Source organism: Massilia sp. DD77 (genome assembly GCF_036961685.1).
Lineage (GTDB): Bacteria > Pseudomonadota > Gammaproteobacteria > Burkholderiales > Burkholderiaceae_D > Telluria.
Map to the genome: position 1 here is coordinate 13,409 of NZ_JBAMDH010000047.1, position 17,004 is coordinate 30,412.

The following is a 17,004-nucleotide window of genomic DNA, read 5'->3' on the forward strand; positions in this document are numbered from 1 at the left end:
CTGCACCATGGACAGAAGTCCAGGCGGGACGACTCCAGTTCTTGCCTCTAGTGTAACCTTTTCCGGCTTCGGAACCGGAACCGTGTCGGACGGGGTGGATTTCCGGCCCGTGCCGCCCGCTCAGTTCTTCAACCGGTCCCAGCCGTGGTGCATGGCCGCCTTCATATTGTCCCAGGTCGCCGGCTTGCCCTCACGATGGCCGCACTCCCATTCGGCCCGCAGCTCGCCTTCCACATCGTCCCAGGCACGGCCCTGGAACACATCCCGGCGGTGCACATTGTGGCCGTAGCGGTAAACCGGGGCAAGATCGCCGTAATTCGTGCCGGGGTAGGTGTGGGCGTGATGAAGTCGGTAGTCGGTTTCATCCAGCGCCCGGCCGATCCCGGTCCTGTCCCAGCCGTACTTGAGGGCATCCACGAAGTTCTCCCAGGCCGTGGGCGTGCCTGGATACCCTGGTACAGGTGCGTCCCCTAGCGTGGAAAGACCGCGGGTGAGCCCAGCCTCACCAGCGCCGTCGGCGGCACTTGTGCTCCAGTGACTCCGATGCCAGCTGTCGTCGTCGGTCTCCGGGTTCGTGCTGTCCCGTCCGTGGCGGCCGGCCAGCCTGGACGCGTTCCAGCCAGTTCTGGCCGCATCGCCTGTTTCCCGCGATAGCTTCATGTCGGCGCCCGAAGCCGCGTCGATACCGTGCAGGCCGGTATGCCTGTCCTGCGATACCTCATCGTCGGGCGCCGGGCCTGGGCGATGCCCTGCCTGCAGCATCGGGTCCCGGTAAGTCGTGCGGATGATGGACATGTCACCGGTAGCCTGCTTCCCGAAATAGTGGCTGAGCTCGCGTGTCGAGAATTCCAGCGTTCCCGGCCCGGCGGCACGCCGATGGGCGACGTATGCCATGTCCGCCCGCTTGGCCGATACGCTCGTCCCGGCCTCATCGCTGCAGAGATGCATGAAGCCGGAGACCACGGAGGCGGCGCGTTCCGCTTCCTCGGCGGAATCGGTCGACAGGGTAAGGACATGGCTGTCGACCGTATCGGGCTGCGGATCGGGCGCCGGGCGTGTGTGGGCCTGGCCAACGAGGCGGGATAGCAGGCGCGCGGACGCTGTCCCGGGGCGCTCCAGCCATCCGGGCGCCGGTGCGGCGCCGTATCCGGAGCGGACGCCAGGTATGGTCACCAGGTCCGTGTCGGCGCGAGCGTATCCGGAAGCCAGCAATTCATCCAGCGCCTGCTGGGCTGTGCCGCGGTCGTCGAAGACCGCTTTCAGGTTGTGTCGCATGATGTCCTCCTGCTGCCATTGATGAAAACATGCTTGCCGGCGCGTCGGGAGTGCCCGCTGTGTTCGCATGGACGATGCCGGGGGAATCGCGGTGCGTGGTACAGCCCGCGGCGTGCGGGCCGATGCTGGTCGCCAGGGGAAGCGTTCGCGACTTGCCGCGAGACGGCGGCGACCGGAGGGATAGGCGGAGCGTAGTGCAGAGCCGAATTGACAGTGTACGCCGATGTGGAGGCTGGTGCCGGCGATGCGCGAGATTCTTTGCGCGCCGTGCGGGCGTTCGCGCGACGGCGCTTGTGCGCCGTGCTAGCATGCGTTGTATCGATGCGCAGCAGCGTGTGCCACACCATTCATGGGACTGATCGAGCCGGATGACATGAGGCGGTACGCGGAGATCCTGGACGCACGATCGTGGAATCCGGCAGATGTTGCACTGCGCGAAGTGGACTTCGCGATCCTGCCAGCAACGTGTTGTAAGCAATGAAGGCTTGCGTCGCAATGCCTTACAGGACGACCGTCTGCTGCAAGGACTATCCTACCGGTGCCGGGACCGCATGGTCCCCGCATTCGGACGGATCCTGATTGCCGGGCGCTTCGGTTGATCGGGCCCGGCATCGGGCCGGCAAGGGTTGGGAAAATTCATGGAGGCAGCGTGTCGAACCGGATCCTCATCATCTCGCCCGACCCTGACGATGTCCAGACCCTCAGGCAAGCCCTGGGCGCCGCCTCCGACGGCCCCTTTGTCGTGGAGGACGCCTCGACCCTGGCAGACGGCCTGCAACGCATCGAGCAGAGCGGGATCGATGCGATCCTGCTGGACTTGACCCTGCCGGACAGCCTCGGCCTGGCCGGCTTCGAGCAGGTTCACGCGGTAGCGCCCCATACACCGATCATGACGCTGTGCGCGCTCGAGCAAGAGGCGGACGGCAGGGAGGCGGTCCAGCGCGGCGCACAGGGCTGGCTCTCGAAGGGCTACTTCGACAATAACCTGGTGCCGCAGTCCTTGCGCAACGTAATCGAGCGCATGCGGGTCGAGCAGAAGTTGTACGCCGTCCAGGCGCGCGCCGAGATTACGCTGAACTCGATCGGCGACGCCGTGATCTCGGTCGACATGCATGGGCGCGTCGACTACCTGAACATCGCCGCCGAGGTGATGACCGGATGGGAGCGCGACGAAGCCAAGGGGCGGCCGATCTCGGACGTACTCGTCATCGTCGACGGCGATGACGGCGGTCCGGTCGTCAATCCCGTGGAAGCCGTGCTGCAAGCGGGCCAGGTCGAAAGCCTGGCCGGGGAAGTCGTCCTGGTGGACCGCCATGGCAAGCGCAGGAGGATCGAAGACTCGGCCGCACCGATCTTCGATTGGGACGGACAGCTCGTGGGCGCCGTCATGGTTTTCAGAGATATTTCCGATGCGGTCGCCCTGAGCGCGAAGATGAAGCATCTTGCCCAGCACGATTTCCTCACCAACCTGCCCAACCGTGTCCTCCTCAACGACCGCATCACCCAGGCCATCGCATCGGCCAGGCGCAGCAACACCTGTCCGGCGCTCCTCTTTCTTGATCTGGACAAATTCAAGCACATCAACGACTCCCTCGGCCATGCCGTCGGCGACGACTTGCTGCAAGCCGTGGCCGGGCGCCTGCTCGGCTGTGTGCGCTCGTCCGACACGGTCAGCCGCCACGGCGGCGATGAATTCGTCGTCCTGCTGGCCGACGAGCGGCGTCCGCAGGACGCGGCGCTGGCGGCCGAGAAGATCCTGATCGCCATGTCGACCCCTTTCCTGATCGATGGGCATCAACTGCATACGTCCACGAGTATCGGCATCAGCGTGTTTCCGCTCGACGGCGTGGATGCCGAAGCCCTGATCAAGAACGCCGATACCGCCATGTACTACGCCAAGGAGCGTGGCCGGAATGCTTACCAGTTCTTTCGCCATGATATGAATGCGCGCGCTGTCGAGCGTCAACTGATCGAAAGTAGCCTACGCCTTGCGCTCGAACGCTCGGAGTTCGTGCTCCACTACCAGCCGAAGCTGGACCTGGAGAACCGAACGATCACCGGCGTCGAAGCCCTGCTGCGCTGGAAGCACCCTGAATGGGGACTGGTACTGCCGGATCGCTTCATTCACATTGCCGAGGAGTGCGGCCTGGTCATTCCCCTGGGACGGTGGGTATTGCGAGAAGCCTGTGCGCAAGCGGTGCGCTGGCGCGAGAGCGGGTTGGCGCCGGTGTCGATCGCGGTCAATGTGTCCGCCATGGAGTTTCGTCACCGGGACTTTTTCGACCATGCGCTTGCCATCTTCGAGGCGACCGGCGTCGATCCGGCCTGGCTGCAGCTGGAACTGACCGAAAGCGTGCTGATGCGTGACGTCGCGGCCAGCTCCGGTTTGCTGGCGAAATTCAAGGCGATGGGCGTGCAGATCGCCGTCGATGATTTCGGCACCGGCTACTCCAGCCTGAGTTACCTGAATGAGTTTCCGATCGATGTGCTCAAGATCGACCAGTCCTTCGTCAGGGCGATCGATGGAAATGCGGGCGGCAACGGCGCCATCGTGAGCGCCGTGATCGGCATGGGAAGGAGCCTGCGCCAGCGTGTCATCGCGGAAGGCATCGAGAACGCGGCGCAACTGGACTTTCTCAAGTGGCATGGCTGTGCCGAAGGACAGGGCTACTTCTTCAGCAAGCCTGTCGACGCCGACCAGATGCGTGCGATGCTGCATGCCGGTGGATGACAGCCAGCGGGTTTCCAACGGTTCCGCTGGCGTCTTTCCGGGCGAGGCCCAGGGACGGCCGGTTGTAGCGGTGTAAGCACACTGCAAGCGTCCACGCCGCATGCACCGTCGACGCGTTTTCTCGCGTGCGCAGGCTGCCGGGCGCATGGTGTCATGTCAGGCCGGGGAAGGCCGTGCCGTCCGGGCGGACTCCGCTCGGGCCTTGCTCCTGTTGCGCAGCATGGAGTGAACGAACATGTATTACGGTGAACGTTTCAACAGCATCTCCCACGCCGTGGGTGCGGTTCTCGCGGCCTGCAGCGGCGCGCTCCTGGTCGTCGTGGTAGCGCTCGGCGGCGATCCGTGGAAGATCGTGAGCTGCAGCGTCTACGCGTTCCTGCTCCTGCTGCTGTACCTGACTTCCACCCTCTACCACTGTCTGCGCGGTGCGGCCAAGGACGTGCTACGCAAAATGGATCATTGCGCCATCTATCTCCTGATCGCCGGCACATATACACCCTTCACCCTGGTCACGCTGCGTGGCAGCCTCGGCTGGACCATGTTCGGCGTGGTGTGGGCATTGGCCGTGTTCGGCATCGTCCAGGAGATCCGGACCGCCAGGGGGGCACGCGTTCTGTCGCTCGTGATCTATCTGATGATGGGCTGGCTTGCCGTCATCGGTATCGGGCCTCTGGTCGATGCGCTCGGCCGCGCCGGCTTTGCCTGGCTGGCGGCCGGCGGGCTGTTCTATACGGCCGGCATTGCCTTCTATGCGACCGATCACAAGGTGCGTAACGGCCACGGGATCTGGCATCTCTTTGTCCTGGCCGGCAGTATGTGCCACTACATCGCCGTCCTGTTCCATGTCGCCTGACACCGGCAGCCGCGCCGGCAACCGGTGGCGGACTGATCGGTGAGTTGCCATGCCAGAGCAGCGGCAAGGATGCGGAAGAATGCCGATCCCGCCCCGTATCGGCCGGGTTTTTTGGTAGATGCATTTCAGCGTAATGTATTGCCGCTTGCTACTTCACAAAAATACATCTGCAAACCAGCCGCACACACGCGAAAAAGAGCGCATAGTGTGATGGTCAACCGCGATCTTCGGTGATCGTCCTCTCCCAGACAGCCTTTGCTGTGCTGCCATTCCCGCCAGACCTGTCAAACACATCGCGTCAGGCGCGCCGCAACTCCACATCATTGCACCTTAAAAAAGGTAATTCATGTACCCATTTTCCCAATCCGTCAATCCAGCCGTGCGTTCGCACCTCGATGCACAGACCGCATTTTTCAACGACATATCGCAAACGATCTCACGCTCTCTGCAGCAAGTTTTTCAACTGAACCTGCAGCTGGGCCAGACCCTGTTCGAGGAAACCGCCAGCACCGCGCAGCGCATGCTGGCTACCGAGGGCCCGAGCGACGCGCTGTCGGCGGCGGCGTCGCGCGCACAACCTGCTACCGACAAGCTCCGTTCGTATCAGCAGCAGCGGTCGCAACTTGCCGCCACCACCCAGGTCGACCTCACCCGCGTGACCGAGCAGCACGTGCAGGTAACGTCCCGTACCGCGCACGCCCTGGCCGACGAGGTGGCGCGGGTCTCGGTCGAAGAAACCGACAAGAGCTTGCGCCAACAGGCGGATACGATGAAGAATTCGCGCGCCGCCTTCCGGCAGGAGGCTGAGCGCGGCGCGGCGAACGGCGCCCAGTTCCCCGGCAATCTGCAAAGCGACGACGGCGCCGGCGTAAAACCGGATGGTCAGGCCGGCCCGTCCAATGCTTCCGGCAACAAGCAAGGCGGCAACAACCAGGCTGGCAACAAGGCCTCGACCCCGGCACGCTGATCTCCAGGCGCGCCTGGCTGACGTGCCGTGCGCTGCGACGGCGCGAGCCAGGGGATCCCGGCGCCGCTTCCGTTTGCGATAGCGTGTTTGAGCACCTCGTCGAGGAAACGGCTCGTGCAATCTCTCCAGCGAATCCGGCGCTGACTCCATCGAACGCGCGCCTGCCCATCGTCATACCCAGAATTGAAAGGAAAATATCATGAGCAAGAATCACGACTCGAAGAGATCCACGAAAAAAGAACCGGCCAAATCGCCGAAGGAAAAAAAGGCAGACAAAAAGATCAAAAAGGCGGAAAAAATGCGTCAGCAATGATGGATATTCATGTGCTGAAACTGCCCGCCCACCGCCTTTTCGAGGGCGCGGCCCTGAGGCGCGTGCGAGCACCGCATTCAACGGCGTGAGCTAGGACAGCGGTGAGCCCACCTCACCCTGGCCGTGAATGCCAGCCGGCGCGAATTCAACCAGCCCGTCTTCGTCGAGCGCGTCCTCGGCGTGCTGGCCGACAGGGCGCCAACCCGGCGCGCCTGAAGCTGGAGCTTACCGAAGGCCTGCTGCTGGAAAATACCACTGCCGTGATCCACACCATCATCGCGCTCGGACGAAGCCTGGGCACCGGCGTGATCGCCGAGGGTGTGGAAACAGTCGCACAGCGCGACTTCCTGCGCGCCGCAGGCTGCCATGCCTACCGCGGCTAGCTGTTCGGGCGACCGGCCTCGCGGGAAGAGTTCGAGGCCGCGGTCCTTACAAGCCGTTTGCCTGGAGCGGCGTGACGCTGTGAGCCATCTTTCGCCCGCCTTTGACACATTCATATCTGATTGCGGCCACCGAGGAACTCCGCGATAATCCATCGCTGCGCCGCTGCCGGATGCCGATGCCTGCAGGCGCCTACCAGGAAAGCCCGATGTCCACGACCATGCCCACCCGTCTCGTCCTCCTCGCGGCGCTGCTCGCCAGCGTCGCTGCCCACGCCGCCGAACCCACCGCCGTGTCCACTTCGCAGGCCGCGCCGGTGCAATTCGGGGTCGCCTCCTTCAATCTCGCCTGGGCCGGCTCGCAGCAGGACTTCGATCGCCACGCCGCCGTCTGCAAGGCCGTGTCCTGGTGCGATACGCGCCCGCGCCGGCAAGCGGGGCAGTCGGTTCCGAGTGAAGAGGCCATCCGCGCCGCGCGCCAGTGCGTCGCCGATACCGAGCGCCTGGCGGGCGGTCCGGCGCAGGCGGCCATGATGGCGCCGTGTAACGCCTACCAGGGCCGCGGCGCCTCTGCGCCGCCCACGAGCAGCGACTACGCGGCCAAGCTGGCCGGCCTGCAGGCGACCATCGGCCAGCTGATCGAGACCCAAGGGGTACGCGTGCTCGCCTTCCAGGAAGTCCGTTCGGCCGAGGTGGTCAAGCAGCTGCTGGGACGCCATGCCGAGCGCTTCGGCGTTTGCGACGCGCCGCACGGGGGCTTCCAGACCGTGGCCTTCGCCTGGGACCGCGGCCTGGCCCCGGAGGGCGCCCGCTGCAGCGTCGATACCGGCCTGGCGGTGCTCGACAATCCGGGCGACCCGGACGCGCGCAAGCTGCGTCCCGGGCTGGCGCTCGAGCTGCAGTCGGCGGGGCGCCGTATCAGTTTCCTGAACGTGCACCTCAAGTCCAGCTGCGCCAACATCGTGCCGACCCCGATTTACCAGGCGCGCCTGCTCGACGATCCGGCCGGCGCCTGCAAGGTGCTGAACCGCCAGGTCGCCCCGCTGGAGCGCTGGATCGACAGCGTGGCCAAGCACAGCCCCGACTTCGTCCTGCTGGGGGACTTCAATCGCCGCCTCGACGAAGAGGCCGCGGCGGCAATCCGACCGGCGCAGGTGCGTACCGACGGCAGCGATCCGGCCGGCGTGCCGAAACAGGACGCGGACGGCAGGGTGGCGACGCGCTACCTGTGGCCGGAGCTGAACGACGGCGCACGCTCGCTGCAGCTGGTGCCCCTGACCGGGGTCGACCAGGGGTGCCGCGGCTTCACGGGCCTGGATCACATCGTGCTCAGCGGCCCGCTGGCGGCGCGCCAGCCGGCGCCGCTCGGCTCGCGCAAGACCGCCGTCGTGCAGGCGCCGGGGCAGCGCATCGAGACCAGCGATCACTGCCCGCGCAGCCTCATGTTGACGTTCTAGTTTGCCGGCTGGCTGGCCATGAACACGTCGGCGAAAGCATTGTGGGCATGGCACACACCTTCTAGGCCGCCGCGCCCGCGAAAGTCTGGAGCAGCCGGTTGAAGGCCGCCGCATGCGTGACGTTCATGCCGTGCGAGGCGCCCGCCATCGAGCGTTGTTCCGCGTGTTCGATCCAGCCGGCCAGGCTGTCCACATTGTCGCGGTACACGCGCGGGCTCTTTTCTCCCGCGACCAGCAGGGTCCTGCATGCCACTTCGGCCGCCGCGGCGCGCGTGTAGGCCGGCAGCGGATCGCGGAACTGCCTGGGCAAGGTGGCCGCGTTATCCAGGGCCATGGCGCGGAAGGAGGGGGGACTCTTGCGCCAGATGCCTGGCATGCTGACGGAGTCCACGAACATTTCGAGCCCGGCCTCGGGCGCACCGCCTTCGATCAGGCCGGCCACCTTGGTGCGCAGGATGGTGGTCGCCTCCGGTTCGGAATCCGCCGCGTCGCCGTCGATGTGCAGCGGGCCGCCCGGATCGGCCAAGGTCAGGGTCTTGACCAGGGCGGGATGGGCGCGCGCCAGCTGGAAGGCGACGCAGCCGCCGCGCGAATGTCCCACCAGGTGCACCGGCCCGAGCTGCATCGCGCTGATGAACCCGGCAAGTTCCGCCACATGCGCGCGCCAGCTGAAGTCGGCATCGGCGCCGGCATCCTGGGCCGGCCAGTAGTGGCTGAGGCTGACCGAAACGCACAGGAAGCCGCTGGACAGGGCATGGGTCTGGGCGCTCCAATAGCGGTAGTCGCACAGCGAGCCGTGCACGAACAGCAGCGGCTCGCCCGCACCGTGCGCCACGTAGGGGATGCGGACGCCTGAGGCAAGCCGCGCGAACGACAGCGCGGGATGGGCGATGAGTGAGGGATCGGTGCGTGCGTTCATGGTGGGACTCCTTTGCAGCGACTATGCCCGATGGCGTCCTCTGAGAAAATCGCATAATATTGAAGGTATCGATCAGTTTATCTGATACCGACGAATTATTACCATGAAAGCACTCGATCTCGATGTCCTGGCCATGATCGTGGCGGTCGCCGACACCGGCAACATCAGCCGTGCGGCGGAAGTCGTGCACCGTTCGCAGTCGGCGGTGAGCATGCAGATCAAGACCCTGGAAACCGCGCTCGGCAAGCCGCTGTTCGTGCGCGGCCCACGCAACGTCACGCCGACCCAGGATGGCGAGGTGCTGCTGAGCTTCGCGCGGCGCATGCTGGCGCTGCGCGACGAGGCCTGGGCCGCCGTGGTGCGGCCCGACATCACCGGCCGCGTCGTCATCGGCGTTCCCGACGATTACGCGTCCTCGCTGCTGCCGTCGATCCTCAAGAAGTTCTCCGCCACCTATCCGAGGGTCGAGATCCAGGTGGTGGGGCTGCCGAGCGTGGCGCTGGCTCCCATGGTCAAGGATGGGACGGTCGACCTGGCCTGCGCCACGCGCGTGAAAGGCCTGTCGGGAGAGTTCATCCGCTTCGAGCCCATGGTCTGGGCCGCGTCGCCCAGTGCGCACGAGATCTGGCGCGAGCGGCCGCTGCCGATCGCGGTGTTCCTGCCCGGCAGCGTGGCGCGCGAAAACGCGATCCGCAGCCTGGAGCGCGCCGGGATCAGCTACCGCACCTCGTATGAGAGCCCAAGCCTGATGGGCTTGCTCAGCATGGTCGAAGCGGGTTTGGCGGTCGCGCCGCTCGCCCGCTGTGCGGTGCCGGCCCATCTCAGCCTGCTTGGCCATGCGCAAGGCTTGCCCGGGATCGATGCACTCGAGGTGATCCTGGCGCGCAGCTCCAAGTCGAGGCGTCCGCCCTGCGATTTCCTTGCTGAGAAGATCATGTCCGAACTGCGACCGGGATGATTCCGGGCCCGATGCGGCCTCCGCCATCAGCCTGGCCGGCGTGCGGGCGGCGTAACGAGGCAAGGACGCTCAGCGTGCCTGCAAGGCGCGGATGAGTGGCGCGTCCTGCCCGTAGATATCCTGGGCGAACAGGGCGCGGCCCTCGCGGTCGCTGGCAGCGGTGGCATAGAACAGCACGACCGGCACTGCCTCGCGCAGGTCGATCCTGCGCGTCCGTCCGTCGCGCATCGCGGCCGCCACCCTGTCGCCGTCCCAGCGGCCAGGGTCGGCGAGGACGAACTGGGCCAGCTCCACCGGTCGTTCCACGCGGATGCATCCGTGGCTCAGGTCGCGGCGTGCGCGTGCGAACAGTTCCTGCGCCGAGGTCGAGTGCAGGTAGATGTCCATGGGGTTCGGCATGGCGAACTTGACCCCGCCCAGGACATTGCGGGCGCCCGGCCGCTGCCGGACCCGGGCCGCGCCGGCGCGCAGGGCGGAGAGCGGGGCGCCCGCCTGGCTGGGCAGGATGGCGCCGCTGCGCGTGACCACTTCCATGTCGTTCTTGCGCAGGTAGGCCGGATCGCGCGCGAGCGCCGGAAGGATTTCGCCGGCCAGGATGCTGGACGGGACGTTCCAGTAAGGATTGAACTCGAGGTAGCGCATCTGGCCGATGAACAGGGGTGTCGGCGTCTGCGCCGCCTTGCCGACAATGACGCGCATTTCCAGCGGCTGGGGGGCGGCTTCGCGGGTGTCGGCCGCCCACAGGCGGTAGGAGGGGACATTGATCACGATAATGCGCCCTTTGCGCAGGGGCGGCACCCAGCGCAGGCGCTCCAGCGTCAGTTCGAGCTGGGCGACGCGTTGGCTCAGCGGCACCGCCAGGGCCGCCGCGGTCTCGCTTCCTAGCACGCCGTCTTCCTCGAGCCCGTGGCGCGCCTGGAAGCGCGTGACCGCCGCGGCGAGTTCGGGCGTGTAATCCTGCCGGCCGTCCTTGCCGGACTCCGCAGGGTCGAGGTCGCCCAGCAGCCGAAGGCGTTCGCGCAGCTGCTCCGCCGCGCCGTAGCGGTCGCCCGCCCTGAGCGGCGGCGCACCCAGGGCGGGCAGGGCAGGCCAGTGCGGAGACTGCTGTGCCAGGCCGCGGTAGTGCGCCAGGGTCGTCATGACCCGGCGATACACGGGAAGGGTGGGCGCGGACGCGTCGACCGCTTCCCGCAGGCGTCCGGCGAGCAAGGCTTCCCTGAGCACCGCGACAGGGTCGAACTCCGCGAGCGAGACCGGACGCGGCCGGTAAGGGTGGCCGGCGCGCCCGAAGTGAAGGTCGGCCAGGAACTGGAGCATGGCCGCGCTGAGCTCGCGTTCGAAGGCGGCGGCGTCCTCCGGCCCGGCCAGCGCATCCAGGCGCCGCGCCAGGGCGTCGGGCGCGTAGTCGGATGCCTGCAAGCCGTGCAGCGGCGCGTCGCGCAACAGTTGCAGGGCCAGGCGCGCCTGCTCGCCATGGCTGTCCAGCCAGCGCGGCGCCGGCAGGGCCATGTCGTACAGGCGCTGCACCATCTGCCGCCGGTCGAGCGGCCGGGAGGCCGGCGGCGCGCCGTCCGCGCCGGCGGCGCCGGCCGCGGCAGGGCCGCTCAGGCCGCCGAGCAAGGACAGCAGCAGGATGGCGGACAGGCGGCGCCTCCACGAAAGCGGCGCCCGCGCGGGGAACATGGCGCCGCGCTCAGCCGGGCAGACTTACGGGCATTGCTCCCCCATCATGTCCATATGCCGCTGCCGCATTTCCGGCGACATGTGCTGGAAGTGGCGCTCCATCACCGCGTGGCGCTGCTCCGGCGGCGCGTTCCGGATCTCGAGGTGGATCGCGCACATGCGGTTCATGTCGACGCCGTCCGAGGCCGTGGCGCCCGGCGCCATCCCTCCCGTCATGCCGCTGCTGGATTGTGTCGCGCCTGCCGCGCTTTGGCCGGACTGGCGCGCGGAATCTTCCGTGGCCCGGGGCGCCGAGCAGGCAAGCAGGGTGGCCGCGGCCACCAGGGCGGCCAGGCCGCGGAGGGAGGAAATAGTGATAGACGGCATGATGGCTCTCCTGTTCTAGGTCTGGCGCCTGCTGCGAAACACACAGGCAATGGAAACGCAGACACATGGACACGCCCGGCCTGCGCGCTGCGATGAGCGCGCCGGGCCTGAAACCATCATAGAACAATGCCGCCGGCTTGTCGCGGGCGGCAGTTGCTCAGCCAGGCCATGGATGAGCGCAGGGAATTCGGGTGCAGCCCCTTTTCAAGGATGCAAGCAGGGAAGGCGCGGCCCGCCATCGGACAGACGTGTTGCCGGGAGTTCAACACCAGTTCCGATAACGTTTTAGAATAGCAGCGAAGGGGGGCTCGACCCGCTCCCCGTCTTCCTGGCCTGCATCCCGGCGCCAGGACCCGATAAAGTAGCAGCGGCAAGCATTCCACCAGGCGGCCATGCGAGAACTGGAAGGCTCGGCGGCAGCGCGTGCGCCCGATACGCCGGCGCCGCAGTCGCCGGGGCCTTCCCCGCTCGGTCGAGCGGACACACAGCGTATTCGGAGGTGACCGGAGCGGCGCAGGCGGCGCCCGCATCGTTCCGGCGCAGGAAAAACAGAACCAGACCATGTTCGCGAGACCTTTGCCGCTGCGCGCGGCGGCCGGCGCCGGCGAACCTCACACACCAAGGGATAGGAAGAACAATGAGCACTGAAAGCAGCCTCAACGAAGCTAGAGACACCCAGCTGCGCGCGGACGCGCTCGAGTACCATCGCAGCCCGGTACGCGGCAAGATCGAGGTGGTGGCCACCAAGCCGCTCTCGAACCAGCGCGACCTGTCGCTGGCCTACTCGCCGGGCGTGGCCTACGCCTGCGAAGAGATCGCCGCCGACCCGGCCACCGCCGCCGACTACACCTCGCGCGCCAACCTGGTTGCCGTGATCAGCAACGGCACCGCCGTGCTGGGGCTGGGCAACATCGGCCCGCTCGCCTCGAAGCCGGTCATGGAAGGCAAGGGCTGCCTGTTCAAGAAATTCGCCGGCGTCGACGTGTTCGACCTGGAACTGGACGAACTCGATCCGGACAAGCTGGTCGACGCGATCGCGATGCTCGAGCCCACCGTGGGCGGCATCAACCTGGAAGACATCAAGGCGCCCGAATGCTTCTACATCGAGAAGAAGCTGCGCGAGCGCATGAACATCCCGGTCTTCCACGACGACCAGCACGGCACCGCCATCATCTCCACCGCGGCGCTGCTGAACGCCCTGAAAGTGGTGGGCAAGGACATCGGCCGGATCAAGCTGGCGGCTTCCGGCGCCGGCGCGGCGGCGATCGCCTGCCTGGACATGATGGTGCTGCTGGGCGTGAAGCGCGAGAACATTTTCGTCGCCGACTCGAAGGGCGTGATCTATGTGGGCCGCGAAGCCAATATGGAAGCCAACAAGGCGCGCTATGCGCAGGACACGGCGGCGCGCCTACTTTCCGACATCGTCGACGGCGCCGACGTCTTCCTGGGCTGTTCCACCGCGGGGGTCCTGAGCGGCGAGATGGTCAAGACCATGGCCGACAAGCCGGTGATCCTGGCGCTGGCCAATCCGGAGCCGGAAATCCGCCCGGAAGTGGCGAAAGCCGCCCGTCCCGACTGCATCATCGCCACCGGCCGTTCGGACTATCCGAACCAGGTCAACAACGTGCTGTGCTTCCCCTACATCTTCCGCGGCGCCCTGGACTGCGGCGCCACCCGCATCACCGACGAGATGAAGCTGGCTTGCGTGACCGCGATCGCCGAGATGGCCGAAGCCGAAGCCAGCGACGTGGTGGCGTCGGCCTACGAAGGCCAGGACCTGTCCTTCGGCCCCGACTACATCATCCCCAAGCCTTTCGATCCGCGCCTGCTGGCCGCCATCGCCCCGCGCGTGGCCGAAGCGGCCGCCGCATCCGGCGTCGCCACCCGTCCGATCGCCGACATGGACGCCTACCGCGAGAAGCTGGCGCAGATGATCTACCACACCGGCTTCTTCATGAAGCCCGTGTTCGCCAAGGCCCGGGCCCAATTGCGCAAGGTGGCCTATGCGGAAGCGCTCGACGTCCGCGTGCTGCGCGCGGTCCAGACCGTGGTCGACGAAGGCCTGGCGCATCCGGTCCTGATCGGCCAGGCGGACGCCGTCGCGCGTGCGATCAAGGAGGCGGGGCTGCGCCTGCGCCCGGAGCTCGACTACACCCTGGTCGAGGCCGAGATTGATACCACCCTGCAGGGGACCCGCCTGCTGAAATCGGGCGCGGTGGACGCCCTGATCTGCGGCATGCGCGGCAGCTACGACAGCCACCTGACGCATGTGCAGAACGAGATCGGCACGGCGCCCGGCGTCGGCGTGCTGGCGGCAATGAATGCGCTGGTGCTGGACAAGTACACCCTGTTCATTACCGACACCTATGTGAACGACCAGCCATCGGCAAGCGAACTGGCGGAGATCGCACGCCTGGCCGCGGCCGAGGTGCGCCGCTTCGGCCTGGAGCCGAAGCTGGCCCTGCTCTCGCATTCCTCGCTCGGTTCCTCGGAACGCCCGTCGGCGCGCCGCATGCGCGAAGCGCACGCGCTGCTGAAGCAGGCCGATCCTGAACTGTGCGTGATCGGCGAGATCCACGGCGACGCCGCGCTGTCGGAAGACATCCGCGCCATGTACCACATCGGGGACGGCTTCGGCGGCAGCGCCAACCTGCTGGTGATGCCTTCGCTGGACGCGGCCAACATCCTGTTCAACGTGCTGAAGGTGGCGGCCGGCAAAGGCGTCACGGTCGGCCCGATCCTGCTCGGCACCGCCAAGCCGGTGCATATCCTCAGCCCGAGCGCGACGGTGCGGCGTATCGTCAACATGACGGCGCTGGCCGCATCGGAAGCCCGCGGCGGCGAGGCGGTGTAGTAGGGGGGCATGCCGGCTCGCGTGTCGAGCCGGCAGCCTGGCGCCGTCCGCGGGCCTGCCATCGGCGCTTGATGACGCAAAAAAGGCAGACGCCCGATAGCGAGCGTCTGCCTTTTGCGATTGATCTGGCGGCGGTCGGCCGGCTTTCGCCGGCCGGGGCCGCGCCGCGATCAGAACTGGTTCATCGTGTTGAGCGCGCCGGAAGCCTTCAGGGCCGCTTCGCCGCTGAAGTATTCCTTGTGGTCGTCGCCCAGGTCCGAGCCGGACATGTTCTGGTGCTTGACGCAGGCGATGCCCTGGCGGATTTCCTTGCGCTGCACGCCGGCCACGTAGCCCAGCATGCCCTGTTCGCCGAAGTATTCCTTGGCCAGGTTGTCGGTCGACAGCGCGGCGGTGTGGTAGGTCGGCAGGGTGATCAGGTGGTGGAAGATGCCCGCCTCGCGCGCCGCATCGGCCTGGAAGGTGCGGATGCGCTCGTCGGCTTCGCGCGCCAGGGCCGAGTCGTCGTATTCCACGCTCATCAGCTGGGTGCGCTCGTAGGCCGAGACGTCCTCGCCGCGCTGCTGCATGGCGTCGTACACCTGCTGGCGGAAGTTCAGGGTCCAGTTGAAGGACGGGCTGTTGTTGTACACCAGCTTGGCATTCGGGATCACCTTGCGGATTTCCTTGACCATGCCGCCGATCTGGGCGATGTGCGGTTTCTCGGTTTCGATCCACAGCAGGTCGGCGCCGTTCTGCAGCGAGGTGATGCAGTCGAGCACGCAGCGCGCCTCGCCGGTGCCTTCGCGGAACTGGAACAGGTTGCTCGGCAGGCGCTTCGGACGCAGCAGCTTGCCGTCGCGCTTGATGACCACGTCGCCGTTGCCCAGTTCGTCGGCCGCGATCTCGTCGGCGTCCAGGAAGCTGTTGTACTGGTCGCCCAGGTCGCCAGGCTCACGGGTGTAGGCGATCTGCTTGGTCAGGCCGGCGCCCAGGGAGTCGGTGCGGGCGACGATGATGCCGTCGTCCACGCCCAGCTCCAGGAAGGCATAGCGCACCGCGCGGATCTTGGCCAGGAAGTCCTCGTGCGGCACGGTGACCTTGCCGTCCTGGTGGCCGCACTGCTTTTCGTCCGACACCTGGTTCTCGATCTGGATGCAGCAGGCGCCTGCTTCGATCATCTGCTTGGCCATCAGGTAGGTCGCCTCGGCGTTGCCGAAGCCGGCGTCGATGTCGGCGATGATCGGCACCACGTGGGTGACGAAGTTGTCGATCTTGTCCTGGACCGCGGCGCGCGCGGCCGGGTCGTTGGCGGCGTCCAGCTGGCGGAACAGGCCGCCCAGTTCACGGGCGTCGGCCTGGCGTAGGAAGGTGTACAGCTCCTTGATCAGCGAAGCGACGGCGGTCTTCTCGTGCATCGACTGGTCGGGCAGGGGGCCGAACTCCGAGCGCAGGGCGGCGACCATCCAGCCCGAGAGGTAGAGGTAGCGGCGCTCGGTGCTCTGGAAGTGCTTCTTGATGGAGATCATCTTCTGCTGGCCGATGAAACCGTGCCAGCAACCCAGCGACTGGGTGTACTTGGACGAATCGGCGTCGTAGGCGGCCATGTCGCGGCGCATGATGCCGGCGGTATAGCGGGCGATGTCCAGGCCGGTCTTGAAGCGGTTCTGGGCGCGCATGCGGGCGGCGGATTCGGGATTGATGGCGTTCCAGCCGCTGCCTTCCTGCTCCTTGAGGCGGGTGATGGACTGGATATCGTTCTGGTACTGGGACATGTCGAGCTCCTGGTAGGGTTGGAAATCTGCTGCTTGCCGAATCCGCCGCACTGCGTGGGCGAAGGCGCGTTCGCATGGTTCCATGATAAGGCAGGTCGGCCGAAGTTTTCATGTCTTATATAAGACATATGACATAAAACTTAGCGAGCAATTTCAAAGGCTTAGATGTCGCATTCCGGGATGCGGAACGAAATTTTGATAGGCGAGAATTGGGGGCTTTCCAGACGGCGGCCAAATTCTACGATGTGAAATGCGGTTCGCTTCTGTGAAATGCGGCATGTTCTTGTAGGCGCTGTCACCGCTGCGTGTGGAAATTGAACTGTCGAGCTTTGCCAGAGTCCAATCGCATTCTCACCGACCAGTGGAGCAGCGATGGAAACGAAACACTTTGGCAGGTGGCTGCGGCAGCTTTCCCTACTGACCAGGCGCCAGCGTCTCCAACTGATGGATGCCTTGCGGCCGGCGGTCGGGTTGGACCAGGTGTGCGAGGCGAT

11 protein-coding genes and 1 pseudogene are annotated in these 17,004 nt (G+C 66.3%); 7 read left to right on the forward strand and 5 right to left on the reverse strand.

Features of this window, described 5'->3' with window-relative positions:
* Positions 1–120 precede the first annotated feature (120 nt).
* On the reverse strand, positions 121–1,275 hold the full coding sequence (locus V7778_RS22315) for a hypothetical protein (protein ID WP_335559299.1): 1,155 nt from the start codon (positions 1,273–1,275) through the stop codon (positions 121–123).
* A 649-nt stretch (positions 1,276–1,924) separates the two neighbouring features.
* Between V7778_RS22315 and V7778_RS22320 the strand changes: the two genes are divergently transcribed.
* The 5 genes and pseudogenes from V7778_RS22320 to V7778_RS22340 all read left to right on the forward strand — a co-directional run bounded on the left by V7778_RS22320 (position 1,925) and on the right by V7778_RS22340 (position 7,976).
* Positions 1,925–4,006, forward strand: a complete 2,082-nt coding sequence (locus tag V7778_RS22320; RefSeq protein WP_335559301.1) for a putative bifunctional diguanylate cyclase/phosphodiesterase — start codon at positions 1,925–1,927, stop codon at positions 4,004–4,006.
* 235 nt (positions 4,007–4,241) lie between these two features.
* Positions 4,242–4,859, forward strand: a complete 618-nt coding sequence (gene trhA, locus V7778_RS22325) for a PAQR family membrane homeostasis protein TrhA (protein ID WP_335559303.1) — start codon at positions 4,242–4,244, stop codon at positions 4,857–4,859.
* 346 nt (positions 4,860–5,205) lie between these two features.
* Positions 5,206–5,826 carry a TIGR01841 family phasin gene (gene phaP, locus V7778_RS22330; protein WP_335559305.1) on the forward strand — a complete coding sequence of 207 codons (621 nt, stop codon included), beginning with the start codon at positions 5,206–5,208 and terminating at the stop codon, positions 5,824–5,826.
* Between the two features lie 421 nt (positions 5,827–6,247).
* A pseudogene (locus tag V7778_RS25185) lies at positions 6,248–6,522 on the forward strand (EAL domain-containing protein); the annotation flags it as partial.
* A gap of 206 nt (positions 6,523–6,728) precedes the next feature.
* Entirely contained in the window at positions 6,729–7,976 is a 1,248-nt protein-coding gene (locus V7778_RS22340; protein ID WP_335559309.1) for a hypothetical protein, read from the forward strand.
* A 61-nt stretch (positions 7,977–8,037) separates the two neighbouring features.
* Here V7778_RS22340 and V7778_RS22345 read toward each other — a convergent pair whose 3' ends face one another.
* On the reverse strand, positions 8,038–8,895 hold the full coding sequence (locus V7778_RS22345) for an alpha/beta fold hydrolase (protein ID WP_335559311.1): 858 nt from the start codon (positions 8,893–8,895) through the stop codon (positions 8,038–8,040).
* A 103-nt stretch (positions 8,896–8,998) separates the two neighbouring features.
* Between V7778_RS22345 and V7778_RS22350 the strand changes: the two genes are divergently transcribed.
* Positions 8,999–9,853 (forward strand): LysR substrate-binding domain-containing protein, encoded by an 855-nt coding sequence (locus V7778_RS22350; protein WP_335559313.1) that lies wholly within the window; start codon positions 8,999–9,001, stop codon positions 9,851–9,853.
* A gap of 69 nt (positions 9,854–9,922) precedes the next feature.
* On the opposite strand, the gene V7778_RS22355 is transcribed toward V7778_RS22350, so the two are convergent.
* Positions 9,923–11,536 carry a L,D-transpeptidase family protein gene (locus V7778_RS22355; RefSeq protein WP_335559314.1) on the reverse strand — a complete coding sequence of 538 codons (1,614 nt, stop codon included), beginning with the start codon at positions 11,534–11,536 and terminating at the stop codon, positions 9,923–9,925.
* 24 nt (positions 11,537–11,560) lie between these two features.
* The gene (locus V7778_RS22360) at positions 11,561–11,902 is read right to left on the reverse strand and encodes a hypothetical protein (RefSeq protein WP_335559316.1); all 342 of its coding nucleotides are present in this window, start codon (positions 11,900–11,902) and stop codon (positions 11,561–11,563) included.
* A 637-nt stretch (positions 11,903–12,539) separates the two neighbouring features.
* On the opposite strand from V7778_RS22360, the gene V7778_RS22365 reads away from it, so the two are divergent.
* Entirely contained in the window at positions 12,540–14,756 is a 2,217-nt protein-coding gene (locus V7778_RS22365; RefSeq protein WP_335559318.1) for an NADP-dependent malic enzyme, read from the forward strand.
* Between the two features lie 170 nt (positions 14,757–14,926).
* On the opposite strand, the gene V7778_RS22370 is transcribed toward V7778_RS22365, so the two are convergent.
* Positions 14,927–16,510: an isocitrate lyase gene (locus tag V7778_RS22370; RefSeq protein WP_335559320.1), complete on the reverse strand. Its 1,584-nt coding sequence runs from the start codon at positions 16,508–16,510 to the stop codon at positions 14,927–14,929.
* Between the last annotated feature and the right edge of the window lie 494 nt (positions 16,511–17,004).

What these genes read in the sequence shown, in the direction of transcription:
- V7778_RS22315 (WP_335559299.1), bottom strand. Translation starts at nt 1,275, where the DNA reads ATGCGACACAACCTGAAAGCGGTCTTCGACGACCGCGGCACAGCCCAG.
- trhA (WP_335559303.1), top strand. Translation starts at nt 4,242, where the DNA reads ATGTATTACGGTGAACGTTTCAACAGCATCTCCCACGCCGTGGGTGCG.
- phaP (WP_335559305.1), top strand. Translation starts at nt 5,206, where the DNA reads ATGTACCCATTTTCCCAATCCGTCAATCCAGCCGTGCGTTCGCACCTC.
- V7778_RS22340 (WP_335559309.1), top strand. Translation starts at nt 6,729, where the DNA reads ATGTCCACGACCATGCCCACCCGTCTCGTCCTCCTCGCGGCGCTGCTC.
- V7778_RS22345 (WP_335559311.1), bottom strand. Translation starts at nt 8,895, where the DNA reads ATGAACGCACGCACCGATCCCTCACTCATCGCCCATCCCGCGCTGTCG.
- V7778_RS22350 (WP_335559313.1), top strand. Translation starts at nt 8,999, where the DNA reads ATGAAAGCACTCGATCTCGATGTCCTGGCCATGATCGTGGCGGTCGCC.
- V7778_RS22355 (WP_335559314.1), bottom strand. Translation starts at nt 11,536, where the DNA reads ATGTTCCCCGCGCGGGCGCCGCTTTCGTGGAGGCGCCGCCTGTCCGCC.
- V7778_RS22360 (WP_335559316.1), bottom strand. Translation starts at nt 11,902, where the DNA reads ATGCCGTCTATCACTATTTCCTCCCTCCGCGGCCTGGCCGCCCTGGTG.
- V7778_RS22365 (WP_335559318.1), top strand. Translation starts at nt 12,540, where the DNA reads ATGAGCACTGAAAGCAGCCTCAACGAAGCTAGAGACACCCAGCTGCGC.
- V7778_RS22370 (WP_335559320.1), bottom strand. Translation starts at nt 16,510, where the DNA reads ATGTCCCAGTACCAGAACGATATCCAGTCCATCACCCGCCTCAAGGAG.